The organism is Pseudomonas sp. RtIB026 (assembly GCF_016861355.2).
Lineage (GTDB): Bacteria > Pseudomonadota > Gammaproteobacteria > Pseudomonadales > Pseudomonadaceae > Aquipseudomonas > Aquipseudomonas peradeniyensis.
Genome location: NZ_AP023348.2, coordinates 5,135,113 through 5,159,593, shown reverse-complemented (window position 1 = coordinate 5,159,593; position 24,481 = coordinate 5,135,113). Strand labels below are relative to the sequence as shown.

Below are 24,481 nucleotides of genomic sequence, written 5' to 3'. Positions count from 1 at the left end.
GAGAATCGCACCCTTTGCCTCGAAAGGATGCGTGCAATGAAGTTCGAAGGGACTTTCCAATACATGGGCAATCACGGGATCGTCTTCAACGTCTCGCAGATCACCCTGACCGACAGTGAGCGCGGACGCCTGCGCGAGCTGCATTTCGGTGAGGCGAGAAGCGCCCATTACGAGGTCAACAGCAAGGTCGTCGAGACTTACGACAGGATGCTGGCCAAGGGGCTGCCCTGCGTGATGAAGATCGGTATCTCCAAGCCTTTGACCCGCCAGCAGGGCGATACCCTCAATGCCCAGCGCACCAAGGTCGCCAACCTTGCCGCCTCGGCGTTCGCCGCCGCCGCGAGTTCTGTGGCATCGCCCTATGTTGGCGTGCCGGTGGGCGCTGGGGTGCGCGCCTATGCCAATGATGTCCTGCCTACCTACCATGCCGGTGATGTATTGGTCAGCATCGAGGCGCAGGTCAATGGCGGCATCGGGCCACAGCACACCACTTCGACCCTGATCATCAAGACCTGAGGGAGACGCCTGTGTCCGAAATTACCTATGCGGTCATCGCTCTGGTGCTCTACGGCTTGCTGGATCGGTTTCTCAGGCCTTACGCGCTGCGCAAGTGGCTCGGGGTGGCGTTGGCGGTGGTTGGTGTCGTCGGTTGCATCCTTGTGAGCCAGATCCGTTCGTTCGGGTTGGACCTGGGATTGCTGTCGGTGCTTGCCACGGGGGTGGGCGTGGGCCTGTTCGTGAGGCGGCGGCGATTCGAGCAAGTTGGGTGATGCGATCAAGGTCCTTGCAGGTATCTTGGCTGAGGTTTTTCAAGGTGTTCGACGTTAGCGTTGCATCGCCTATCAGATCGAGCGCCGCCCGCGCGGCGCATCGCGGATGAATCCGCTCCTACATCTATGGTTACCCCCATTTCTGCAATACTGTACTGAGATGTGCGTGAGTTTGGTTTGCGTCAATCTATACGGCGTCGTGTGGGAGGTTGGTCCCGCGCCTCGATGAAAATCGCGCCCGACGAGCCTAGATATTTGTTCGGCTTCTGAAGCCGAGTAGGAGCTCAGGTTGATCGCCAGGCCGGTATACCGTTCACGTCATCTGTGTGCAGCATCGCAAAACCAGGTGGGTTGTTACTCGTGTGTCTGCAGGGTCAAGCGTTCATGGCGCTTGACCCTGCATCAAATTCGCTGTGGTGTGCCGTGATGGCCCAGGCGATTCGGGCCAGTTTGTTGGCGATAGCGCACACCACCAGGTTGGGGTGGTGAACACGTAGCAAGCCACGTACCCAGTCCGCCAGCTTGCCGGTTTTGCGCTCCAGCCCAATCAGATAGACCCTCGCGCACTGGATCAGCAGTCGTCGCTGATTGCCGTCGCCCCGCTTGCTGATTCGCCCCAGGCAAGGTTTGCCGCCTGTCGTGTGCTGCCTGGGAACCAGGCCTATGGAGGCTGAATAATTTCGCCCACAGCGGAACTGCTTACCATCACCCAATTCCGCAGCCAGGGCGGTAGCGGTGATCGGGCCAATACAAGGTATCGACATCAAACGGGAAGCAAGATCATCGCTAACGGCCTGGCTATGCACTTCCTTGTCCAGAGCCTTGATCCGATCATCGAGATAGCGGAAGTGGGCATGTAGGTCCAGCAACAGCTTCTTGATCAACGGTGAGAAGGTACTGTCGTCCAGCAGAATGGGGAGCTCCCGGACCGCCTTGAAGGTGGGTGCCAAACTGACCCCCACCTCGAGCAAATAAGCGTGGATGCGGCTCATGGTGGCAGTACGGTCTCTGATGAAGCTGTCGCGCAGTGAATTGAGCATCGCCAGCGCCTGCTGGGCCTCGGTTTTGGGAGGCACGAAGCGCATCTGATCGCGGGTTGCCGCCTCACCGATAGCGGCAGCATCGGCAAAGTCATTCTTGTTGCTTTTCACGTAGGGGCGAACGAACTGTGCGGGAATAAGTTTGGGCGTATGACCCTGTCTCGTCACCTCTCGCGCCATGAAATGAGAGCCACCACAGGCCTCCATCGCCACCGTACAGGGCGCAAGATTGGCAAGGTGGCGGATGAGTGACTCACGGTTGAACCTGCGGTGATAGAGCTCATGACCCCGATCATCCTGAGCGTGTACATGGAAGCTCAACTTTCCCAGGTCGATGGCGATGATGGCGACAGTGTTCATGGCGTTGCACTCCGATAGGCACCCTGTGAAAGCTTAGAGGGCTGACACAGGGTGGGGCGGGGGTAGCCATTTCATTATTTGTTGCAACGTGCCGAACCTGTAAGGCCATGGTTGCCCGCCTTGGTGCATGTCTTGAGATAGGTGGAGCGGCAGTGGTGCCCACACTGAGACCGCGTCGTACCCACAGGGCGGGCCCGGTAATGGCGCAGGATTGACTGGCCCGAAACAGATGTAGGAGCGGATTCATCCGCGATGCGCCGCGCGGGCGGCGCTCGATCTGGTAGGAGCTGCAAGGGGCGCGGCGGTTACCTGGTGGCCCTCACTCGGTCAAGCGCTCTTGCGCCTAAAGACCTTGAAATTGTTCCAGGGCATAGTCCATGGGGTGGCCTGCAACGACCTGAAATAGTGGGGTTTCGTTATCGATTTCACCACTTTCGCCAAAGCTGCCGATGCCGACGATGGTGATGCGCTTGTCTTGCGTCATGCCGGTACTCCTTGTTGTTGTCAGGGCGCTATCAATGCCTTGCCTGTACACGGCTCAAGGCCATTTCGACCAAGCTGCGTGCGTTGTCGATTTCATGCGCGGCGGTCAGGGCCATGACCTGGCCCGGCGGTTTGCTGTGGATCATGGCGGCGTGTTGGGCGGCGGTGAGGGCGCAGACGAGGTACTCGGCGATTTGGACGAGCAGATCCTCTAGGGTATGAGGCGAGTCGGATGCTTGTAGCGGAGGGTCGGGGACAATTTTTATCATGGTAGTAACCTGAGCAATTTGGGGCGTCCACCACAAGCTGTCAAACCAATGGAGGCAGCTGTACGTAGGTTGACAGACCGAGGCTCAGGTTCCCGGCGCACACGAATGTGCCCCACGCACAACTGCCATGAAGCAGCCATTGCGTTCTGAGCTTCGGCCTGTCAAAGCCGGTCGTTGAGTTGGCAACGACGGGTCGAGACTAGGCCGCGAACCGAGTAGCTGCAATGGCTTGAATGGGGAAAAAGTGTGCTTGGGAAATGGACTACAGGGAATCAGGAAAGTCTGATGAAAATCTGTAGGAAGCTGAAAGGAATTGCCAGCAAGTTGGTCTTCTCAATCCTCAGATCACTTATTGGCTCTTTGCGGGAAACTCCGTTTTCACTTCATGCTATCGCCTGTTTATCGGCTTCTCTTGCTGTAGAGGTTGCCGGACTCGAGCGGCCTTACTGTCAGCTCTACACCTAGTGCAAGCATCAGCTTCTGGACGGTAGCGAAGCGCGTCTTGTCCCCTCCCTTGAGCGTTTTATAGAGTGACTCGCGGTTAACGCCTGCATCTTGGGCAAACTGATTCACACCGATGGCCTTGGCAACTTCACCGATGGCCTGCATCAGCGTCTGGGCATCGTTGCTGTGCATGGCTTCTGCCAGGAAGGCAGCAATGGTTTCGGGGTTGTCGAGGAAGCGGGAGGCCTCGAAGCGGTTGGTGTTGCTCAGTTCCAGGTCAAGGATCGGCATATCGCCAGACTCGGCTTTTCTACTCATCTTCTTTTACCTCGCAGGGCATCGAGAATGTCCTTCGCTCGCTTGATGCCTCTGTCTTGATCAGTCTTGTCACTGCCGTAGAGCATCAAATAGCGCGCCATGCCTGTCCGCACATAGTAGATGCGGTAACCAGGCCCGATGAACACGCGCATTTCGCTGACACCGTCGCCGACGGGTTCGGTGTCACCGAAGTTGCCACCTTCTGCGCGGAGAATCCGTCCGGCGATCGCACCTTTGCCGATGGGGTCCTTGACGCCATCGAGCCAGGATTCAAATTCCGGCGTTGTGTCGATCAGGTTACTCATGCATGAAAGTAGCCTACTGGCTACTCCTTGTCCATGTGGGTGGTATTTTCGGATCAGGCGCCAAGCCGGACGACGCTCGATTCAGCGCAGTGACGGCCTGAGGCTAGAGAGCGATTCGGGCGGTTGCAATGCTTTGAAGGAAGGGGACATCCGACTGGGAAAAGGACTACGGACAGAGGGAAGTCCATGCTTTTCACTCGGGATAGGCATCAGTCCCAGGGAATCGAGCTATTTCCGGTAAGGGCGATCTGTGCGAACCACGCCAACCTGTAACGTTTTAGCAAGTAGTTCATTACACTTAGTTACCGTGCCGACAACTTGTTAGTTGACCCCCGTCAACTAGTGCATCTGTACTAACACCTTTCGCTCACACCCCCTTTTCCCGTATGATCCGCGCGCCATCAGTTTGATGGTGGATCATGGACTAAAGGATTTTTATGAAAAAGCTGATCAAAGCTACTGTCGCTGTTGCTGTCGTTTCGGGCGTTGCCCTGCTGTCCGGCTGCACCGGCCAGGTCTACAACCAGCCTAAGAACTGCTCGTACGACTACCTGTTCCACCCATCGGTTTCCATCTCCAAGATCATCGGCGGCTGCGGCCCGATCGATAAACTGCCTCAGCAGCAGTAATCTTGGAAATACCCTGATCGGGTCGTTCACGGCCTGATCCAAGACCCCCGGCCATGGATGTGGCCGGGGGTTTTTGTTTTCCGGGGCGTGGTGGCTTGTCGCGTGGCAACCTGTCGTCTTGACGCCCTGGCGCGCGTTTGTTTGTGCTGGCAATTCGGTTACAATCCGTAAATCGTTTCAGCCTTGTCGGTCAATCCGACCAAAGGCTGGCGCGTCCAATGTCTCTCTGGCTGCTGAACAATGATCACAACAAGCCTGCGCTGAAGAACATGGAATACCTGGGCCAGCCACAGGCCCACCCTCCGTTCTACTGACTGGAATCGATCAATGTTCAAGAAAGCTGGCAAGACCTTGCTGGGTCTGGCAGTCGCGGCGAGCTTCATGCAAGCGCACGCCGAAGACACCAAGAAAGTCGACGTGCTGCTGGTTGGCGGCGGCATCATGAGTTCCACCCTGGCGGTCTGGCTCAACGAGCTGGAACCGAGCTGGTCGATGGAAATGGTCGAGCGCATGGACGGCGTCGCCGAAGAAAGCTCCAACGGCTGGAACAACGCCGGTACCGGCCACTCCGCGTTGGCCGAGCTGAACTACACCCCGATGGACAAAGATGGCAAGGTCAACATCACCAAGGCCATCGAGATCAACGAGTCGTTCCAGATCTCCCGCCAGTTCTGGTCCTGGCAGGTACGCCAGGGCGTGCTGAAGAACCCGCACTCGTTCATCAACACCACCCCGCACATGAGCTTCGTCTGGGGCGATGACAACATCAAGTTCCTGAAGCAGCGCTACGACGCCCTGCAGGCCAGCCCGCTGTTCCGTTCGATGCAGTACTCGGAAGACCACGCGCAGATCGCCAAGTGGGTCCCGCTGATGATGGAAGGCCGCGATCCAAGCCAGAAGCTGGCCGTGACCTGGAGCCCGATCGGCACCGACGTCAACTTCGGTGAGATCACCCGTCAGTTCGTTGGTCACCTGAAGACCAAAGAGAACTTCGACCTGAAGCTGTCCAGCGAAGTGCAGGACATCACCCGCAACGAAGACGGCTCCTGGCACGTCGAGTACAAGAACCTGAAGGATGGCACCGAGCACGCCACCGACGCCAAGTTCCTGTTCATCGGTGCCGGCGGCGGCGCGCTGAAGCTGCTGCAGAAGTCGGGCATCCCGGAAGCCAAGGAATACGCAGGCTTCCCGGTGGGCGGCTCGTTCCTGGTGACCGAGAACCCGACCGTTGCCATGCAGCACATGGCCAAGGCCTACGGCATCGCCTCGACCGGCGCGCCACCCATGTCGGTTCCGCACCTGGACACCCGCGTGCTGGACGGCAAGCGCGTGATCCTGTTCGGGCCATTCGCCACCTTCTCGACCAAGTTCCTGAAGAACGGCTCGTACCTGGACCTGCTGAGCAGCACCACCACCCACAACGTCTGGCCGATGGCCCGTGTCGGCATCGATCAGTACCCGCTGGTCGAGTACCTCGCCGGCCAGCTGATGCAGTCCGACGACGACCGTTTCGCCGCCCTGCAGACCTACTTCCCGAACGCCAAGAAGGAAGACTGGAAACTGTGGCAGGCCGGTCAGCGCGTGCAGATCATCAAGCGTGATGCCGACAAGGGCGGCGTGCTGAAGCTGGGCACCGAGGTCGTGGCTTCCGAAGACCGCACCATCGCCGGCCTGCTGGGCGCCTCGCCAGGTGCCTCGACCGCCGCGCCGATCATGCTCAACGTGCTGGAAACCGTGTTCAAGGAGAAGGTCGCTACCCCTGAGTGGCAGGCCAAGATCAAGGAGATCGTCCCGAGCTACGGTACCAAGCTGAACGATTCGGCCGCCGCCACCCAGAAAGAGTGGGACTACACCGCCGAAGTCCTGCAGCTGGAGAAGCCGCCGGTGATCGACCAGAGCGTCAAGACCAGCGTGGCGCCAGCCGCACCGGTCGAGAGCAAGCCTGCGAACGACATGGCGCTGTAAGGCCAGACGGTTGCCGGACTTGCCCGGCAACACCCACCACGAGCGTCGCCACCGGCGGCCTCGTGGTTTTTTTATGCCTGAGAATCGGGCAAGGGATTGACGCCTACCCCTGTAGGAGCGGCCTTGTGCCGCGAAAGGGCTGCGAAGCGGCCCCAGCATCTCGGCGTTGAGCAACGATCGCCGGGGTCGCAATGCGGCCCTTTCGCGGCACAAGGCCGCTCCTACAGGGATTGCGCAAGGCTTGAGGTTGGCCTGGCCGGGTGCACCTCAACGCTGCTCGAGAATACTGCCCAGCAACCCCGGAAAGCGGCTTTCGAGTTCTTCGCTGCGCAGCGAGTTCATATGCGTGGTGCCGACATTGCGGGTGTGCACCAGCCCGGAATCGCGCAATACGCGAAAGTGATGGGACATGCTCGACTTGGGCCGGCCGCCGTCCAGCTCGCCGCAGCTGGCTTCGGCGACACCGGCCAGGCGACGGACGATTTCCATGCGCACAGGGTCGCTCAGGGCGTAGAGCAGGCGCTCCAGCGTCAGGTCTTCGGGGTTGGGGTGGGTATAGGCTCGCATGGACGACATGATAACGGGGGTTTCACAAATTGCCATAGTTCGAATATGATCGAACAATCGTATCCAACCCCCGTCCCTGGAGTTACCTCATGGCCGCCTTGTTCGAACCCTATACCCTCAAAGATGTCACCCTGCGCAACCGCATTGCCATTCCGCCGATGTGCCAGTACATGGCCGAGAATGGCCTGATCAATGACTGGCACCAGGTGCATTACGCGAGCTTGGCCCGTGGTGGCGCCGGCCTGGTGGTGGTCGAGGCCACCGCGGTGTCCCCGGAAGGGCGCATCACCCCCGGCTGCGCCGGCATCTGGAACGACGCCCAGGCCCAGGCCTTCGTGCCGGTGGTCAAGGCGATCAAGGCTGCCGGTTCCGTGCCAGGCATCCAGATTGCCCACGCCGGCCGCAAGGCCAGTGCCAATCGCCCCTGGGAAGGTGACGATCATATCGCCGCCGACAATGCCCGTGGCTGGGACACCATCGCCCCGTCCGCCATCGCCTTTGGCGGCCACCTGCCGAAAGTGCCCAAGGCCATGACCCTGGACGATATCGCCCGGGTCAAGCAGGACTTCGTCGATGCCGCGCGCCGTGCCCGCGATGCCGGCTTCGAGTGGATCGAACTGCACTTCGCCCATGGCTACCTGGGCCAGAGTTTCTTCTCCGAGCACTCCAACCAGCGTACCGACGCCTATGGGGGCAGCTTCGACAACCGTACGCGTTTCCTGCTGGAAACCCTCGCTGCGGTACGTGAAGTGTGGCCGGAGCACCTGCCGCTGACCGCTCGCTTTGGCGTGGTGGAATACGATGGCCGTGACGAGCAGACCCTGCAGGAGTCCGTTGAACTGGCCCGTCGCTTCAAGGCCGGCGGCCTCGATCTGCTGAGCGTCAGTGTCGGCTTCACTATTCCCCAGACCAACATCCCATGGGGCCCGGCATTCCTGGGGCCGATCGCCGAGCGGGTGCGCCGCGAGGCGAAGCTGCCGGTGACCTCGGCCTGGGGCTTTGGCACGCCGGAGCTGGCCGAGGGCGCGTTGCAGGCCAACCAGCTCGACCTGGTGTCGGTGGGGCGTGCGCACCTGGCCGACCCGCACTGGCCGTATGCTGCAGCCAAGGCCCTGGGCGTGGACAAGGCGGCGTGGACGCTGCCGGCGCCTTATGCGCATTGGTTGGAGCGTTATCGCTGATATCGCATGGGGCCGCTCTACGGCCCTTTCGCGGCACAAGGCCGCTCCTACACGGAACGCATCCCCCTGTAGGAGCGGCCTTGTGCCGCGAAAGGGGCGCAAAGCGCCCCCCGGCAATCTCAGAACCGATCCAACCGGTATGCCTGTTCCACCTCGGCCCCCCCAGCCAACCGCCCCACCCACTCCGCCGTCACCGCCGCCTGGGTCAACCCCAGGTGCTGATGCCCGAACGCCAGCAGCACCTTGCCATCGGCCACCCGGTCGATCACCGGCAGCGAATCCGGCAACGAAGGCCGGAACCCCATCCACGGCGTTGCCCCCTCGGCATCCAGCTCACGCCGGAACAAGCCCTTGCTCAACCGATGCAGTTGCCATGCCCGCTGCATGCTCGGCGGCGCCTCGAGCCCGGCGAATTCCACCGTGCCGGCCAGGCGCAGGCCGTCGGCCATGGGCGTCATGATGAACTTGCGCTCCAGCGAGGTGACGGCGAATGGCAGGCGTTGATGCTCCGCTGGCAGCATCAGGTGGTAGCCGCGCTCGGTATCCAGTGGTACCTGCCGACCGGTCAGGGCGGCCGTGAGCCTGGCCGAATGTGCGCCTGCGCTGATCAACACCTGGCGGGCCTCGAGGTTGCCCTGGTCGCTGGCGAGGCTGATGCCCTGGCCATGCACCCGGCCACCATCGACCTCGGCGCGCAGGAAGCGCACGCCGCTGGCCCTGGCGGCGCTGAACAGTTCGCAGACCACCTGGTAGGGGTCGAGGAAGTGACCGGTGCGCGGGAAGAACAGGCCGCCCAGGATCGACGGACTCAACTGCGGCGCCGCTTCGCTTACCGCCTCGGCCGACCACAGGTCCACGGGCACGGCCTGTGCCTGCAGGCGGGCGCGCAATGCCGCGAGCGCCTGGCGCGATTCGTGGCGTTCGAACACCAGCAGCGAACCGTCTTCCTTGAGCAGGTGGCTGCGGTCGATGGATGCAAGCAGCCGTTGCCAGGCGCCGAGGCTGCTTTCGTTCAACGTTCGAAGGCCTGCGACGCTGCGCTGGAACGGCGCCGGTCGCAGGTTGAGCAGCAGGCGGGTGAACCAGGGCAGGGCCCGTGGCAGGTACTTCCAGTCCAGGCGCAACGGGCCCATCGGGTCCAGCAGCATGGCCGGCAGGCGCTTGAGAATCGTCAGGTCGGCGATGGGAAACACCTGCTCGGTGGCCAGGTGCCCGGCATTGCCAAACGACGCACCGTGGCCCGGCGCCTGGCGATCGATCAGCAGCACCCGGCGGCCCTGGCGGGCCAGTTGCAGGGCGCAGGCGACGCCGACAATGCCGGCGCCGACCACGGCGATGTCCGTGTCAGTGGCGGTCATGGTTCAGCCTTCCCGTCGGCCATCGAGCAAGCGGCGCAGTTGCAGCGGGTTGCCCTGTTGCAGCGCATCGGGCAGCAGTGCATCGGGGAAGTCCTGGTAGCACACCGGGCGCAGGAAACGCAGGATCGCCGCAGTGCCTACCGAGGTGCCGCGGGTGTCGGAGGTGGCCGGGAACGGGCCGCCGTGGACCATCGCGTCGCACACCTCGACCCCGGTCGGCCAGCCGTTGACCAGAATCCGCCCGGCCTTGCGTTCGAGGGTAGGCAGCAGCTGGCGGGCGCAGTCGAGGTCGGCGGCGTCCAGGTGCAGGGTGGCGGTCAGCTGCCCTTCCAGGTGTTCGGCGACTTGGCGGACCTGTTCATCGCTGTCGCAAGCGACCAGCAGCGAGGCGGAGCCGAATACTTCGGCCTGCAGTGCCGGGTCGGCGAGAAACGCCTGGGCCGAGGTAACGAACAGGTGCGCCCGGCATTGGTTCGGGCCTTGATGGGGCTGACCGCTGGCGATCTGTCGGGCATTGCGGTTCTCAGCCAGTGCGGCGACGCCATTGGCATAGGCGCTGGCAATGCCGGGTGTGAGCATGGTCTGCGCCGCGGTTTGCCGGACATGCTCGGCGGCAGCATTGATGAAGCGTTCGAGGGCCGGCCCCTGACGGGCGATCAGCAGCCCGGGGTTGGTACAGAACTGGCCGGCGCCCTGGGTCAGTGAAGCGACGAAGGCTTGCGCCAGAGGTTCCGCTCGGGCTTGCAGGGCGGCTTCGAAGAGGAACACCGGGTTGATCGAGCTCATTTCGGCATAGACGGGGATTGGCTCCGGACGTGCCTGGGCGGCCTGGCACAAGGCGAGGCCGCCGCTGCGCGAGCCGGTGAAGCCGACGGCCTTGATGCGCGGGTCGCTGACCAGACCGATACCGGCCTCACGGCCGGCGCCGTACAGCAGTGAGAACACGCCTTCGGGCAGCTCGCACTGCGCGACCGCCCGAGCCACGGCCTGGCCTACCAGTTCGCTGGTGCCGGGGTGCGCGCCATGAGCCTTGACCACCACCGGACAACCGGCGGCCAGTGCCGAGGCGGTGTCGCCGCCGGCCACCGAGAAGGCCAGCGGGAAATTGCTGGCGCCGAACACCGCCACCGGGCCCAGGGCAACCTGTCGTTGGCGCAGGTCGGGGCGTGGCAGTGGCTGGCGCTCGGGCAGGGCGTTGTCCACCCGTACATCCAGCCATTCACCGGCCCGCACCACGCGAGCGAAGGTGCGCAGTTGCGCGCAGGTGCGGCCGCGCTCGCCCAGCAGACGCGCCTTGGGCAGGCCGGTCTCGGTGTTGGCGCGGTCGATCAGGGCATCGCCCAGGGCTTCGATCTGCTCGGCGATGGTGTCGAGAAAGTGGGCACGTTGTTCGAGGGTGGTTTCGCGGTAGGCATCGAAGGCTGCCCAGGCCAGGGTGCAGGCCTGGGTTACCTGCTCGGCGCTGGCGCCGGCGTAGGCGGGTTCTAGGGCCTGGTTGCTGGCCGGATCGATGGCGCGGATCGGTGCTTCGGTGCCGACCACGGAGCGTTGGCCGATTAGCAGGTTGCCGGTGAGGGGCATGAGGACATCCTTTGGAATTAAATTCAGACTCAAGGGCGTACCGCAGCCCTGCGGGAGCGGGTTTACCCGCGAAACAAGCAACTCGGTGCATGGCACCGGCCTTGCCGGTGTTCGCGGGTGAACCCGCTCCCACAGGGGGGCGGGCTGTCCTCGATATCAAGCCTGGTTCTGCTCGGCCGACCAGCTGGCGTACCAGGTGCGGAACAGCGCGTACTGCTGTTCGGCGTAGTGGCGCTGGGCGTCGGTGAGGGCGTCGGTTTCGTTGAAGTGCAGGCGGTACTCGGTGTCGCCGTTGAGCACCATCAGGTGCTTGTAGTACAGCACCAGGTCGCAGCCTTCATCGAACGACGACAGCACCGCCAGCGCCGATTCCAGCTCCCGGGCCTGGCGTCGGGCCTTGGCATCACCCTTGGCGGCGCGCTTGCTCAAGCTGACCAGTTGCAGCACTTCGCGCGGCAGCGCGTTGCCGATGCCGGTGATGGCGCCGGTGGCGTTGCAGTTGACGAAACCATGCACCACTTGCGTGTCGACGCCGACCATCAGGGTCACGTCATCGTCCTGGGAGGTGATGTGTTCGGCGGCATAGCGCAGGTCGGCGGCGCCGCCGAACTCCTTGAAACCGATCAGGTTGGGGTACTCGCGACGCAGGGCGAAGAACAGGTCGGCGCGGGTGGCGAAACCGTAGTAGGGGCTGTTGTAGATCACCGCCGGCAGCTTCGGCGCGGCGGCGAGAATGGCCGAGAAGTGATGCTGCTGGGCGGTCAGCGAGGCGCCGCGGGACAGCACCCGGGGGATGACCATCAGGCCGGCGGCGCCGACCTTGGCGGCGTGGGCAGCGTGGGACACCGCTTCACGGGTGTTCACCGCGCCGGTGCCGACGATGGTCGGGATGCCGGCGGCCACCAGGCGCGCCACGCCTTCCTGGCGCTCGGCCTCGGTCAGCAGCGGCCAGTCGCCCATCGAGCCGCAGTACACCACCGCGCTCATGCCGGCGTCGATCAGTTCGCGGCCCTTGCGCACCAGGGCGTCGAAGTCCGGCTTGCGCTCGGCGGTGCAGGGGGTCATCAGGGCGGGCATGGTGCCGGTGAAGATGTTGTCGGTCATTGTTGTCACTCCTGGCGGTATTCAGTGGGAAATGAAGGGGTCAGATGCCCCAGGCGAACGGATCCTGCTCGTCGATCAGCAGGGTGCTGTCGGCGGTCATGTGGGCGCGGCCGGTGATGAACGGGCGAATGCGTTCACCGTCGCGTTCGTAGCGGCCGTGGAACTGGCTGCCGGTGATGCTGGCCTGGACCCAGGTCTGGCTTTCGGCGAGCTTGCCGTCGGCGGCCAGGCACGCCAGCTTGGCGCTGGTGCCGGTGCCGCAGGGCGAGCGGTCGTAGGCCTTGCCGGGGCACATGACGAAGTTGCGGCTGTCGGCGTTGGCGTCGTCGGCGAACAGCTCGACATGGTCGATCGGGGCACCGTGTTCGCCGGTGATGCCCTGGGCCTCGAGGGCCTTGAGCAGGGTCCAGGTGTAGTCGGTGAGGGCTTCGCGGTTGTCCAGTTCGATGCGCTGGCCGTGGTCGGAAACCAGGAAGAACCAGTTGCCGCCCCACGCGATGTCGCCATGCACCAGGCCATGGCCCGGCACGTCCACTGCCACCTGCCGGCGGTAGCGGTAGGACGGCACGTTGCCGACAGTGACGGCGCCGTCGTCATGCAGGGTGGCGCTGACCTGGCCGACCGGCGTGTCGATCTTGTGCACCCCCGGTTCGATCAGGCCCAGGTGGTGCAGCGAGGCGACCAGGCCGATGGTGCCGTGGCCGCACATGCTCAGGTAGCCGGCGTTGTTGAAGAAAATCACCCCGCAGGTGGCATCCGCAGAGATCGGCGGGCAGTACAGCGCGCCCACCAGCACATCGTTGCCGCGAGGCTCCAGCAGGCAGGCGCGGCGCCAGCGGTCGTGCAGCTCGCGCAGTTCGTCGCGTTGCTCGGCCATGCTGCGGCCGTGCAGGGGCGGGAAGCCTTTCATCACCAGGCGGGTCGGTTCGCCGCCGGTGTGGGAGTCGATGACGTGAATCTCTTTCATAGGTCAGTTCATTCCAAAGTGTGGGGCAATCGTGGGAGCGGGCTTGCCCCGCGATGAGGTCGCTTGCCCTGAATCGCGGGGCAAGCCCGCTCCCACGAGTTCCCGTCAGTTCTCAGGAGGCCAGTGCAGCCGGCTCGTGCCCGCGATTGGCTTCGGTACCCGCTTCGCTTTCATCCTCGCCATCGAGCCGCACCAGCCGGGCCGGCACGCCGGTGGCCGCGCCCCAGTAGTAGATGCCCAGGGCACTGGCGGCGACGATCACCGTGTCCAGCGGATGGCCGATCACACCCAGGCCGCCGAAGCTGCCCAACCAGGAGAGGAAAATGGTCACGGCGTAGAAGCCGATCAGCCAGGCCGACGAGCGCACCTGTTGGCCCAGCGACAGGTGTTCGGTGGGCACGAAGCGGCGGCACAGCAGGTACAGCACGAACATCACGATCTGCAGCGCCAGCAGCCAGGACACGGTGTTCCAGCCCGACCAGTAGACGATCAGCGCGGCGATGATGAACGACAGCGGGCCGAGCACGCCCATGCCCATGACCCGGAACGGCCGGGCCATGTCCGGGGCATTGCGGCGCAAGGCGGCGACCGACACCGGGGCCACCGCGTAGCTCAGCACCAGGGCGGCGGACACCACGTTGATCAGCGCTTCCCAGGACGGGAACGGCAGGGTCCAGAACACCGCCAGGCCGAAGGTCAGCCACAGCGCCGGGCGCGGAATGCCGGACTGCTCGTCGATGCGGGTGAAGTACTTGAAGAAGGTGCCGGTCTGCGCCCAGCCATAGATCACCCGTGGGGTGGCATTCATGTAGATGTTGCCGCAGCCGCTGGGCGAGATCACCGCGTCGGCCACCACCAGGTAGGCCAGCCAGCCGACGCCCAGGGCCAGGGCGATGTCACGGTAGGGCAGGGCCAGCTCCTTGGTCACTCCGGCCCAGCCGTTGGCAATCATCTCGGTCGGCACGCTGCCGAGGAACGCCAGTTGCAGCAGGGCATAGATCGCGGTGGACAGCAGCACCGAGAGAATCAGCGCGATAGGGATGGTGCGCTGCGGGTTCTTCACCTCGCTGGCCACCGAGATGATCGGCGTAAGCCCCAGGTAGGCGAAGATGATGCCGCCGGCCGACACCGCCATTTCCACGCCGGACAGGCCGAACGGCGCGAAACCCTGGACCTCGAAGTTCTCCGGCTTGAAGACGGTGAACAGCACGCCGATCACCAGCAGCGGCACGATGAACTTGAACACGCTGACCAGGTTGTTGGCCTTGGCGAAGGTCTTCACGCTGCGGTAGTTGAGCAGGAAGAACAATCCGAGCAGGGCGAACTGCACCAGCCAGCCGAGCACCGTCGGGTCGCTGGAGCCGGTCTTGGTCAAGGCCGGGAACCAGGCTGCGGCGTACTGGCGCGAGGCGACCACCTCGATGGCGATCAGGCTGGAGAAGGCGATCAGGGTAATGAAACCCATCAGGTAGCCCAGCAGCGGGCCGTGGGAATACACCGGGTAGCGCACCACGCCGCCGGCCCGTGGCAGGGCGGCGCCGAGCTCGCAGTAGACGATGCCCAGCAGCAGCACCGCAAAGCCGCCGAGGAACCAGGAGAGGATGCCGGCCGGGCCGGCGATGGCCGAGACGTGGCTGGCGGCGAACAGCCAGCCGGAGCCGAAGATGGCGCCCAGGCCGATGAAGGTGAGGTCCAGCAGGGACAGCTGTTTCTTGAATTTGCCTGACATGGTTGCGCCTTTTTGTAGGTTTTGGATAGGCAGGTCTGATGTCACGATGCGGCGGCATGCGCCGCGTTCTAGTAAGTCATGGGGCGGCTTGCGTGGGGCATAGAGTGGACCGATCGGGGCGTCGGTTCTTGATGGTTTTCTGCAAGGTGGGTGACGAAATCGGCACAGTTGAAGAAAAGGCTGGCGAGATTGGGCGGTGGCTGGATAGGCTGGATCGTATAGCCGGCAAGGGCTGGAGAGATGCAGTGGCAATACCGGCCTCTTCGCGGGACAAGCCCGCTCCTACAGGTATTGCGCGTGCTTCGAGATCGGCGCGATTCCTGTAGGAGCGGGCTTGTCCCGCGAAGAGGCCGGCCCTGCCACCGGAGACCTGATTGAATGTCACACGACTCACTGGCAACCCTGTACCAGACCCTCGACCAGCACCGCCCCGAATCCCTCGAGGCCCTGCTCACCGGTGTGGTCTGGCTGCTGCCCATGCTCGACGTGATCGCCAATGCGGCGATCTTCATCAAGGACGACCAGGCCCGCTACGTCCTGGCCAACCGCACACTGGTCCAGCGCTGCGGCCTGAAACACCTGCAACCGCTGCTGGGCAAGACCAGCGCCGAGGTGTTCCCGGCGCGCCTGGGCCCCGGCTACACCGAGCAGGACCGACGGGTGCTGGAGCAGGGCCTGGTGCTGGAGGACCAGCTGGAGTTGCACCTGTACGGCAGCCGCGAACCGGGCTGGTGCCTGACCCACAAGCGTCCGCTGTACGATCCGGCGGGGACGATCATCGGCCTGGTGGGCATTTCCGTCGACCTGCAGTCAGCCGCCGACACCCACCCCGCCTACCAGCGCCTGGCGGCGGTGGATGCGCATATCCGCGCGCATTTCCACCAGCCGATCAGCATGGGCGAGCTGACCCGCATCGCCGGGATCTCGGTGGCGCAGCTGGAACGCTACTGCAAGCGGGTGTTCCACCTCACTCCCCGGCAGATGATCCACAAGGCCCGCCTGGAGCATGCGCACCAGTTGTTGCACAGCGACCTGCCGATCATCGAGGTGGCCCTGCGCTGTGGCTACACCGACCACAGCGCCTTCAGCCGGCAGTTCAGGCAACTGACCGGTTTCACGCCGCGGCAGTACCGCCAGGCGACAGCTCAGGAGGGTTGAAACAGAGCGCGGGCCTCGTCGAAGCACTGCTCGGCGATGGCCGAGCGCGGCTCGCTGCGGCGCAGCAGCAGGCCGACCGGGCTGTGGATGCTGGCTTCCTGCACCGGGATGATGCGCATGTGCTTGCTGAGGTCTTCCAGGCCGCAGTCCAGCGGCATGATCGCGCAGCACACGCCGGTGTTGATCGCCTGGATCAGCTGGAAGGTCGAGTCGCTCTCGAGCACGGCATTGGGCGCCAGGCCCCGGCTGCGCAAGCTCAGGTCGAGGGACTGGCGGTAGTGCATGCCCTTGCTCAGCAGGCCCAGCGGCAGCTCGCCGAGGTCTTCCCAGCGCAGGCTATCGGCCTCGAACTGGAAGTGCCGGGTGTCGTGCAGCAGGCCCATGGTGGTGGTGCTCAGCTCGATCACTTCGAAGAAGCTGGTGTTAACCTGGTCGAGGTAGCAGATGCCCAGGTCGAGCTGGTTGCGGCTCAGGCCGTCGATCACCTGCTCGGAGCTCAGCGACGACAGCTGGAAGTGCAGCTCGGGGTACTTCTCGCGCAGCGGCATCAGCAGTTGCATGGGGTTGAAGCTGGCCAGCGGCACGGTGCCCAGGCGCAGGCTGCCGACCACCTGGCCGCGGCAGCTGGCGGCCTCGGCCTGCAGGCCGTCATGGGCGGCGAGCAGGGTGCGGGCCCAGGCCAGGATGCGCTCGCCGGCTTCGGTGAAACCTTCGAAGCGCTGGCCGCGCTTGACCAGCACCAGGTCCAGTTCGTCCTCGAGGTTGCGCAGGCGCATGGACAGGGTCGGCTGGGTAATGTGGCACAGCGCCGCGGCCTGGCCGAAGTGGCGGGTCTGGTCGAGGGCGATGAGGAACTTGAGCTGTTTGATGTCCATGGTGCGGCCTGGGGTTGCGGGGTGGGTAGACCTTAACCAAGAGTGAAGCACCTGGCTAATCCTTGATGTACATTTCACCGACCCGGTCGTGGGGCCGATAGCGGCGATAGAAATCGTCGATCATCCGGTACGTCCTATCGATTGGACGCTGCCGGGGCTTGTCTCTACCGTGGCCGCGAAGCCAATCCTGGAGCAAAGGCCATGAGCGTGAAACCGGACGCGGTGTTCGTACCGCTGAACATCGCGGTGCTGACCGTCAGCGACACCCGCACCTACGACACCGACACTTCCGGCGAGCTGCTGGCCAGCCGCGCCGTCGGCGTGGGCCACCGCCTGGTGGCGCGGGAGCTGCTCAAGGACGACCTTTACAAGATCCGCGCCCAGGTCGCCACCTGGATTGCCGATGACCAGGTGCAGGTGGTGCTGATCACCGGCGGCACCGGTTTCACCGGACGCGACAGCACGCCGGAGGCGGTGGACTGCCTGCTGGACAAGCGCATCGATGGGTTTGGCGAGCTGTTCCGCGCCCTGTCGATCCTCGATATCGGCACCTCGACCGTGCAGAGCCGGGCCTTGGCCGGCATGGCCAACGGCACCCTGGTGTGCTGCCTGCCGGGCTCGACCGGCGCCTGCCGCACGGCCTGGGAAGGTATCCTGGCCGAGCAGCTGGATGCGCGGCACCGGCCGTGCAACTTTGTCGCGCACCTGAAGCCGATCGCGGCCTGCGAAAGTCGCAGTTAATCTCCAGGACCTATCGCGGGGCAAGCCCGCTCCCACGCCAATACAGATCAGTGTCTTATTGGCGTGGGAGCGGGCTTGCCCCGCGATGGTTTTTCAGCTCAGTACATGATCCACCGGCACCAACGCCGGTGGCAGCGGCTCATGCCCCAGCGCCGCCAGGACATCGCGTTCGACGGTGCGCACCATCGCATCGGTCGGCAGGTCGTTCTCGTCCCGGCCGAACGGGTCTTCCAGTTCGTTGCCGATCGCATCCAGGCCAAAGAACGTGTAACTGACAATGGTGGTGAACAACGGTGCCAGCCAGCCCAGCGGTTCTGCCAGGGCAAACGGCAGCAGCAGGCAGAAGATGTAGATGGTGCGGTGCAGCAGCAGGGTGTAGGGGAACGGCAGCGGCGTGCCCTTGATCCGCTCGCAGGTAGCCTGCACGTCCGACAGGCCGGCCAGGCGCTGTTCGAAGAGGGTGTAGCGGAATTCGCTGATCGCGCCGTCCTTCGCCAACCGTGAACACTGGGCACCGATATCGCGCAGGATGCCATCACACACGTTGTGCGCGGTGATCGGCGCACCCTCGGCCAGCCAGGTGCGTGCCAAGGGCAGTTCGTCTTCGTTGCGCAGTCGGGCATTCAGGGCATGGGCGAAGCCGCACAGGCCCCGCAGCATCTGCGCGCGCAACTGCTGATCCTCGATCGCCACGCTTTCGCGCACGAACGAGCGCACCTCGATGATCATCCGCCCCCAGGCCTTGCGACCCTCCCACCAGCGGTCGTAGCAGGCGTTGTTGCGAAAGCTCATGAAGATCGACAGCGACAGCCCCAGCAGGGTGAAGGGCGTGGCGCTGACCGGGTAGAACAGCGCCGGATAGTGCCGCTCGATCAGCACGATCAGCGCCGCCAGCAAGGTCACCGCCAGGCAGCGCAAGGCGATGCGCTGGACGATCGAGCCCTTGAGGGTGAACAGCACGCGCAGCATGTCGGGGCGTGAGTGGACGATCAAGACGGTTCCAGAGGCGGCCGATCAGCCGCCGGTCATGTTCATGAAGCGCAGGATCTGCACCTCGCCGCCCACTTCGAAGTGGTGGCGGTAGGGCTTGAGCTGCATGGCGTCGCGCAGGGTCTTTTCCAGGCGGGCGCTGTCGCCGGGGTGTTGGCGCAGGACCTGCTTGAGGTCCTCCGAGTGCTCGTTGCCCAGGCACAGCAGCAGGCGGCCTTCGACGGTCAGGCGCACGCGGTTGCAGGTGGCGCAGAAGTTGTGGCTGTGCGGCGAGATGAAGCCGACCCGGGTATCGGGGGCTTCGGCCAGGCGCCAGTAGCGCGCCGGGCCCTGGGAGGATTCGGCTGACTCGACCAGGGTGAAGTGCTCGGCCAGGCGGGCGCGCACGTCGTCGCTGGAGCAGAAGGACTCGCCGCGCTCGTGCTCGCTGATGACGCCCAGAGGCATTTCTTCGATAAAGGAGATGTCCAGCTCGCGGTCGATGGCGAAGCGCACCAAGTCGACGATTTCGTGGTCGTTGCGGCCCTTGAGCACCACCGCGTTGAGCTTGGTGCGGCGAAAGCCCGCGGCGCGCGCGGCATCGATCCCCGCGATCACCTGCTTGAGGTCGCCAGTGCGGGTCAGGGCACGAAAGCGCTCGGGGTCAAGGCTGTCGAGGCTGATGTTCAGGCGCGAGACGCCGGCATCGAACAGCGGCTGGGCCAGGCGGCCGAGCTGCGAGCCATTGCTGGTCAGGCACAGTTCGCGCAGGCCGGGCAGGGCGGCGATGCGCTCACACAGCCCGACGATGCCCTGGCGCACCAAGGGCTCGCCACCGGTCAGGCGGATCTTGCGGGTGCCCAGGGCGACGAAGCGCTCGGCGACCAGGTACAGCTCCTCGAGGCTGAGAATCTGCTGGCGCGGCAGGAACTGCATGTCTTCGGCCATGCAATAGACGCAACGAAAATCGCAGCGGTCGGTGACCGACATCCGCAGGTAATCGACTTTGCGGTTGAAACCGTCGATCAGGGCCTGGGGGTTCTTTTCCACGTTCGCGCTCGACCTGTGCAGTGGCTGGGGGCGGCGAAAGGCCGCAGACAAGGTTCAAGCTATAACCTGCGCCCAGTGACGTCAAATTGCTTTCCCCGACCGTTCGATCAGTCTCGTCTATCACGGCTGCAGGCCACGGAGCTCAAGGGCTATACCGGGTGATCGAGACGGTTTATCACGCTGTCATTTATTTCGATTGGACGCACTGGGAGCGGCTTCTTAGGCTGGAAAAAACACCGTGCGGAGAAGCGCAGCATGAGCCAGGACGAACACATCAGGGACTACAAGGGGCCGGCCGCCGGCTGGGGCGCGCTCAAAAGCGTGACCAAGAGCTGGCTGGGCAGCGAGAACGCCTTCAAGAACCTGCGGGCCATGCTCAAGACCAACCAGAACGGCGGTTTCGACTGCCCGGGCTGTGCCTGGGGCGAGTCGCCGGAAAGTGACATGGTCAAGTTCTGCGAGAACGGCGCCAAGGCGGTCAACTGGGAGGCCACCGGCCGCTCGGTGGATCCGGCGTTCTTCGCCCGCTACAGCGTCAGCGCCCTGCTCGAGCAGACCGACTACTGGCTCGAATACCAGGGCCGCATCACCCACCCGATGCGTTACGACGCAGCCACCGACCATTACGTCGAAACCAGCTGGGACGAGGCGTTCGCCCTGATCGCCCGGCACCTCAACGGCCTCGAGTCGCCGGCCCAGGCCGAGTTCTACACCTCGGGCCGGGCCAGCAACGAGGCGGCGTTCCTCTACCAGTTGTTCGTGCGCGCCTATGGCACCAACAACTTCCCCGACTGCTCGAACATGTGCCACGAGGCCAGCGGCGTCGGCATGGCCGAAACTCTCGGCGTGGGCAAGGGCACCGTGGTGTTCCATGACCTGGAGCTGGCCGATGCGATCTTCGTCATCGGCCAGAACCCTGGCACCAACCACCCGCGCATGCTCGAACCGCTGCGCGAGGCGGTCAAGCGCGGCGCCCAGGTGGTCTGCTTCAACCCGCTCAAGGAGCGGGGCCTGGAGCGCTTCCAGCACCCGCAGCACCCGTTCGAGATGCTCAGCAACGGCTCCGAACCGACCAACACCGCCTACTTCCGTCCAGCACTGGGCGGCGACATGGCGGCCATGCGCGGGATCGCCAAGTTCCTCCTGCAGTGGGAGCGCGAGGCGCAGTTGAACGATGAGCCACCCGTGTTCGATCACGCATTCATTGCCGAGCACACCAGCGGTGTCGAGGATTACCTGACGCTGGTTGATACCACGCCGTGGGAACACATCATCGAGCAGTCTGGCCTGAGCAAGGCCGAGATCGAGCTGGCCGCGCGCATGTACCGCAAGGCCGAGCGGGTGATCATGTGCTGGGCCATGGGCGTGACCCAGCACCGCCATTCGGTGCCGACCGTGCAGGAAATCGTCAACCTGCAGCTGTTGCGCGGCAACGTCGGCAAGCCAGGTGCCGGCCTGTCGCCGGTGCGTGGCCACAGCAACGTGCAGGGCGACCGCACCATGGGTATCGACGAGAAGCCCAAGGCGGCGCTGCTCGATGCACTCGAGAAACGCTTCCAGTTCAAGGTACCTCGCGAGCATGGCCACAATGCGGTGCTGGCGATCCAGGCCATGGAGGAGAGACGGGCCAAGGTGTTCATTGCCCTGGGCGGCAACTTCGCCCAGGCGACTCCGGACACTCCGCGTACCCACGCGGCGCTGCGCAACTGCGAACTGACCGTGCAGATTTCCACCAAGCTCAACCGCTCGCACCTGGTGACTGGGCGTGATGCGTTGATCCTGCCGTGCCTGGGCCGCACCGAGATCGACATCCAGGCCGAAGGGTCGCAAGGCGTCACCGTGGAAGACACCTTCAGCATGGTGCATATCTCCCATGGCCAGCTGAAACCGCGCTCGCCGCTGCTGCGCTCGGAGCCGGCCATCGTCGCCGGCATGGCCAAGGCCACCTTGGGCAGCAAGCCGATTGACTGGGACTACGCGATTGCCGACTACGCTCGCATCCGCAGCATGATCGCCGACGTCATCCCGGGCTTCAGCGAATTCAACGAGCGCCTGCAGCATCCGGGTGGCTTCCACCTAGGCAACAATGCTGCGGACCGTAATTTCCGCACCGCCACCGGCAAGGCGCGGTTCACCGCGAACGTGCTGCCCGAGCAGTTGGTCAACGCCCAGGTGCTGGCCCGTGGCGACAAACCCGACCTGATTCTGCAGACCCTGCGTTCCCACGACCAGTACAACACCACGTTGTACGGGCTGGACGACCGCTACCGTGGGGTGTTCGGCCTGCGCGAGGTGGTGTTCGTCAATGAGGCGGACATCCGCCGGCTGGGCTTCGAGCCGGGCGAGCAGGTGGACCTGGTGTCGCTCTGGGAGGATGGTCGCGAGCGGCGGGTCTCGGGGTTCCGCCTGGTGGCCTATGACGTGCCGCAAGGCCAGGCGGCGGCCTACTATCCGGAGACCAACCCGCTGGTGCCGCTGGAGAGTTATGGCGAGGGGACCTATACGCCGACCTCGAAGTTCGTGGCGATCAAGCTGGAGAAGGCCAGGGCCGGGAACCGGATCGAGGCGATCACCACGGAGGTGTAGGAGCGGCCTTGTGCCGCGAAAGGGCTGCGTAGCAGCCCCGACAATCTCACATGATGCCGAAAACCTGGGGGCGCTGCGCGCCCCTTTCGCGGCACAAGGCCGCTCCTACAGAAGAGGGGCGCGCTGTTGCACTTTCAGCGACGTACCGGATACGCCGTGGTGTACTTCATCTGCTCCATGGCAAAGCTGGAGGTGATGTTCGACAGCCCGTCGGTGCTGGTAATCAGCTTCTTGTAGAAGCGGTCGTAAGCGGCGATGTCGCCCACCACCACCCGCAGCATGTAGTCCCAGTCACCGGACATGCGGTACACCTCCATCACCTCCTCGAATGCCGTCACCGTGGCGGCGAACTGCGCCAGCCAGGCGCTGTCGTGGCGCTGGGTCTTGAGCTGGACGAACACCGTCAGGCCCAGGCCCAGGCGCTCGGGGTCGAGCAGGGCGACGCGGCCGCGGATGTAGCCTTCCTCTTCCAGGCGCTTGACCCGCTTCCAGCACGGCGTGGTAGACAGGTTGACCGCCTCGGCCAGGTCCTTGAGGGACAGCGACGCATCACGTTGGAGCAGGGTGAGGATGTGCTGGTCGAAATTGTCCATGGCGTCATCTGGCAGGTTTGAGGGAAAGTTTTCCAAGGTTAGCCGTACGAGGCGAACGTTGAAAGCCTTTCGGCTGGTTCTTCGACAGCAACGTTCTGTTGGCGCCCGGGCCTTGCGGATATGAGATAGTGGCGGTTTTCCATCCTCAGTCAATGGACCCGACCATGTCCGACAAACCGCGCAATTTCGCCACCCGCACCATCCACGCCGGTGAGCAGTCCAGCGTCGCCGACAACGCCATCTTCCCGGCCATCGTCACTTCCAGCTCGTTCATCAAGCGCGGCCTGGACGACAACCCCGAATACGCCTACAGCCGTGTCAGCAACCCGACCCGGCACGCCTACGAGACCTGCGTGGCCGCACTGGAGGAGGGCGTCGGCGCGGTCGCCTGCGCCTCGGGCGTCAGCGCCACCGCCACGGTGCTCGAGCTGCTGTCCAAGGACGCCCACGTGGTGGTGATGAACGGTGTCTACGGCGGCACCTTCCGCCTGCTGGAAGACTACCGCGGGCGCACCTCGGGCCTGACCACCACCTATGTCGACCTCAACGACGTCGAGGCCGTGGCCGCGGCGATCCGCCCGGACACGCAACTGATCTGGATCGAGTCGCCGACCAACCCGCTGCTGCACCTGGTGGACATCAAGGCGGTCTGCGACCTGGCCCGCGCCCGTGGGGTGATGACCTGCATCGACAACACCTTCTGCTCGCCCTGGAACCAGCAGCCGATCACCCTGGGCGTGGACCTGGTGATGCATTCGGCGAGCAAGTACATCGGCGGCCACTCCGACCTGACCGGTGGCGTGGTGGTGGCGGCCAATCACGAACTGCTGGGCCGTTTGCGCAAGATCAGCATGGCGGTCGGCGCGATCCAGGGGCCGTTCGACTGCTACCTGGCGCTGCGCGGGCTGAAGACCCTCGACGTGCGCATGGAGCGCCAGAGCGCCAACGCCCTGCGCGTGGCGCAGTTCCTCGAACAGCATCCGCAGGTCGAGCAGGTCTACTACCCGGGGCTGGAAAGCCACCCGCAGCATGAGTTGAGCAAGCGCCAGATGCGCACCGGCGGTGCGGTGGTGGCGCTGCGCATCAAGGGGGATCGGGCCGCGGTCAACCGCCTGGTCGAGGCGCTGTCGATCTTTGTCCTGGCCGATTCGCTGGGTGGGGTGGAGAGCATGATCAACCACTCCTGGAGCATGTCGCACAACTCCCTGAGCCCGGAGCAGAAGGGCGTGATGGGGATCAGCGAGAATCTGGTGCGGTTGTCGATCGGGATCGAGGATTACCGGGACCTGATCGAGGACCTGGACGCGGCGCTGAAGGCTTCAGCTTCCGTGTGATGGCTGCCGGCCCATTCGCGGGTAAACCCGCTCCCACAGGTACTGTACTGATTTCAATGTGGGTGGTGGCCCTGTGGGAGCGGGTTTACCCGCGAAGAGGCCGGC

At 64.2% G+C, this 24,481-nt stretch carries 24 protein-coding genes; 9 read left to right on the top strand and 15 right to left on the bottom strand.

From position 1 onward, the window contains the following. Positions 1–36: 36 nt before the first annotated feature. On the top strand, positions 37–516 hold the full coding sequence (locus tag PRtIB026_RS23020) for a hypothetical protein (protein ID WP_050704288.1): 480 nt from the start codon (positions 37–39) through the stop codon (positions 514–516). An 11-nt stretch (positions 517–527) separates the two neighbouring features. Continuing rightward, positions 528–770, top strand: coding sequence for a hypothetical protein (locus tag PRtIB026_RS23015; protein ID WP_203651291.1), 243 nt, complete (start codon positions 528–530; stop codon positions 768–770). Positions 771–1,144: 374 nt separating this feature from the next. On the opposite strand, the gene PRtIB026_RS23010 is transcribed toward PRtIB026_RS23015, so the two are convergent. From PRtIB026_RS23010 to PRtIB026_RS22990, 5 genes are all read right to left on the bottom strand, one after another. Then, positions 1,145–2,170, bottom strand: a complete 1,026-nt coding sequence (locus PRtIB026_RS23010; protein WP_203651292.1) for an IS110 family transposase — start codon at positions 2,168–2,170, stop codon at positions 1,145–1,147. A 343-nt stretch (positions 2,171–2,513) separates the two neighbouring features. Beyond that, positions 2,514–2,654 (bottom strand): hypothetical protein, encoded by a 141-nt coding sequence (locus tag PRtIB026_RS23005; protein ID WP_203651293.1) that lies wholly within the window; start codon positions 2,652–2,654, stop codon positions 2,514–2,516. A gap of 31 nt (positions 2,655–2,685) precedes the next feature. Then, positions 2,686–2,922, bottom strand: a complete 237-nt coding sequence (locus tag PRtIB026_RS23000; RefSeq protein WP_203651295.1) for a hypothetical protein — start codon at positions 2,920–2,922, stop codon at positions 2,686–2,688. A 399-nt stretch (positions 2,923–3,321) separates the two neighbouring features. Then, positions 3,322–3,684, bottom strand: coding sequence for an addiction module antidote protein (locus PRtIB026_RS22995; RefSeq protein ID WP_203651296.1), 363 nt, complete (start codon positions 3,682–3,684; stop codon positions 3,322–3,324). Next, positions 3,681–3,989: a type II toxin-antitoxin system RelE/ParE family toxin gene (locus PRtIB026_RS22990; RefSeq protein WP_050704293.1), complete on the bottom strand. Its 309-nt coding sequence runs from the start codon at positions 3,987–3,989 to the stop codon at positions 3,681–3,683. The genes PRtIB026_RS22995 and PRtIB026_RS22990 overlap by 4 nt, the downstream gene beginning before the upstream one ends. Before the next feature lie 437 nt (positions 3,990–4,426). Here PRtIB026_RS22990 and PRtIB026_RS22985 point away from each other — a divergent pair, with 437 nt between their 5' ends. Together PRtIB026_RS22985 and mqo are read left to right on the top strand one after the other, a co-directional pair. Further along, positions 4,427–4,618, top strand: coding sequence for a DUF4223 family protein (locus PRtIB026_RS22985; protein ID WP_023630554.1), 192 nt, complete (start codon positions 4,427–4,429; stop codon positions 4,616–4,618). Between the two features lie 327 nt (positions 4,619–4,945). Beyond that, a complete protein-coding gene (gene mqo, locus PRtIB026_RS22980) occupies positions 4,946–6,583 on the top strand; it encodes a malate dehydrogenase (quinone) (protein WP_198744485.1) in 1,638 nt (545 codons plus the stop codon). 267 nt (positions 6,584–6,850) lie between these two features. Here the strand turns inward: mqo and PRtIB026_RS22975 are convergent, their stop codons facing one another. Beyond that, positions 6,851–7,186, bottom strand: a complete 336-nt coding sequence (locus PRtIB026_RS22975) for an ArsR/SmtB family transcription factor (protein WP_052896291.1) — start codon at positions 7,184–7,186, stop codon at positions 6,851–6,853. Positions 7,187–7,239: 53 nt separating this feature from the next. Here PRtIB026_RS22975 and PRtIB026_RS22970 point away from each other — a divergent pair, with 53 nt between their 5' ends. Beyond that, complete coding sequence (locus PRtIB026_RS22970; protein ID WP_203651297.1) at positions 7,240–8,331, top strand: NADH:flavin oxidoreductase/NADH oxidase; 1,092 nt, start codon at positions 7,240–7,242, stop codon at positions 8,329–8,331. Between the two features lie 119 nt (positions 8,332–8,450). On the opposite strand, the gene PRtIB026_RS22965 is transcribed toward PRtIB026_RS22970, so the two are convergent. The 5 genes from PRtIB026_RS22965 to PRtIB026_RS22945 all read right to left on the bottom strand — a co-directional run bounded on the left by PRtIB026_RS22965 (position 8,451) and on the right by PRtIB026_RS22945 (position 15,070). Further along, the gene (locus PRtIB026_RS22965) at positions 8,451–9,689 is read right to left on the bottom strand and encodes an NAD(P)/FAD-dependent oxidoreductase (RefSeq protein ID WP_203651299.1); all 1,239 of its coding nucleotides are present in this window, start codon (positions 9,687–9,689) and stop codon (positions 8,451–8,453) included. Between the two features lie 3 nt (positions 9,690–9,692). Further along, positions 9,693–11,270 (bottom strand): aldehyde dehydrogenase (NADP(+)), encoded by a 1,578-nt coding sequence (locus PRtIB026_RS22960; RefSeq protein WP_203651301.1) that lies wholly within the window; start codon positions 11,268–11,270, stop codon positions 9,693–9,695. Positions 11,271–11,426: 156 nt separating this feature from the next. Beyond that, on the bottom strand, positions 11,427–12,374 hold the full coding sequence (locus tag PRtIB026_RS22955; protein WP_203651303.1) for a dihydrodipicolinate synthase family protein: 948 nt from the start codon (positions 12,372–12,374) through the stop codon (positions 11,427–11,429). Between the two features lie 40 nt (positions 12,375–12,414). Then, a complete protein-coding gene (locus PRtIB026_RS22950) occupies positions 12,415–13,341 on the bottom strand; it encodes a 4-hydroxyproline epimerase (RefSeq protein ID WP_203651306.1) in 927 nt (308 codons plus the stop codon). 112 nt (positions 13,342–13,453) lie between these two features. Beyond that, positions 13,454–15,070, bottom strand: coding sequence for an APC family permease (locus tag PRtIB026_RS22945; RefSeq protein WP_203651307.1), 1,617 nt, complete (start codon positions 15,068–15,070; stop codon positions 13,454–13,456). Between the two features lie 378 nt (positions 15,071–15,448). Here PRtIB026_RS22945 and PRtIB026_RS22940 point away from each other — a divergent pair, with 378 nt between their 5' ends. After that, positions 15,449–16,228, top strand: a complete 780-nt coding sequence (locus PRtIB026_RS22940; RefSeq protein ID WP_203651308.1) for an AraC family transcriptional regulator — start codon at positions 15,449–15,451, stop codon at positions 16,226–16,228. Here PRtIB026_RS22940 and PRtIB026_RS22935 read toward each other — a convergent pair. Further along, positions 16,216–17,103, bottom strand: coding sequence for a LysR family transcriptional regulator (locus tag PRtIB026_RS22935; RefSeq protein WP_203651309.1), 888 nt, complete (start codon positions 17,101–17,103; stop codon positions 16,216–16,218). The two genes, PRtIB026_RS22940 and PRtIB026_RS22935, sit on opposite strands and share 13 nt — an antisense overlap. Positions 17,104–17,304: 201 nt before the next feature. Here PRtIB026_RS22935 and moaB point away from each other — a divergent pair, with 201 nt between their 5' ends. Next, on the top strand, positions 17,305–17,844 hold the full coding sequence (gene moaB, locus PRtIB026_RS22930; protein ID WP_203651311.1) for a molybdenum cofactor biosynthesis protein B: 540 nt from the start codon (positions 17,305–17,307) through the stop codon (positions 17,842–17,844). Positions 17,845–17,937: 93 nt separating this feature from the next. Here moaB and PRtIB026_RS22925 read toward each other — a convergent pair whose 3' ends face one another. Together PRtIB026_RS22925 and moaA are read right to left on the bottom strand one after the other, a co-directional pair. Further along, positions 17,938–18,813: a bestrophin family protein gene (locus PRtIB026_RS22925; protein ID WP_203652609.1), complete on the bottom strand. Its 876-nt coding sequence runs from the start codon at positions 18,811–18,813 to the stop codon at positions 17,938–17,940. A 45-nt stretch (positions 18,814–18,858) separates the two neighbouring features. Beyond that, entirely contained in the window at positions 18,859–19,863 is a 1,005-nt protein-coding gene (moaA, locus tag PRtIB026_RS22920; protein ID WP_203651312.1) for a GTP 3',8-cyclase MoaA, read from the bottom strand. 255 nt (positions 19,864–20,118) lie between these two features. On the opposite strand from moaA, the gene PRtIB026_RS22915 reads away from it, so the two are divergent. After that, positions 20,119–22,449 carry an FdhF/YdeP family oxidoreductase gene (locus PRtIB026_RS22915; protein ID WP_203651320.1) on the top strand — a complete coding sequence of 777 codons (2,331 nt, stop codon included), beginning with the start codon at positions 20,119–20,121 and terminating at the stop codon, positions 22,447–22,449. A gap of 134 nt (positions 22,450–22,583) precedes the next feature. Here PRtIB026_RS22915 and PRtIB026_RS22910 read toward each other — a convergent pair whose 3' ends face one another. Then, the gene (locus tag PRtIB026_RS22910; protein WP_203651322.1) at positions 22,584–23,042 is read right to left on the bottom strand and encodes an Lrp/AsnC family transcriptional regulator; all 459 of its coding nucleotides are present in this window, start codon (positions 23,040–23,042) and stop codon (positions 22,584–22,586) included. A gap of 152 nt (positions 23,043–23,194) precedes the next feature. Between PRtIB026_RS22910 and PRtIB026_RS22905 the strand changes: the two genes are divergently transcribed. Beyond that, positions 23,195–24,376, top strand: coding sequence for a trans-sulfuration enzyme family protein (locus PRtIB026_RS22905; RefSeq protein WP_203651326.1), 1,182 nt, complete (start codon positions 23,195–23,197; stop codon positions 24,374–24,376). Positions 24,377–24,481 lie beyond the last annotated feature (105 nt).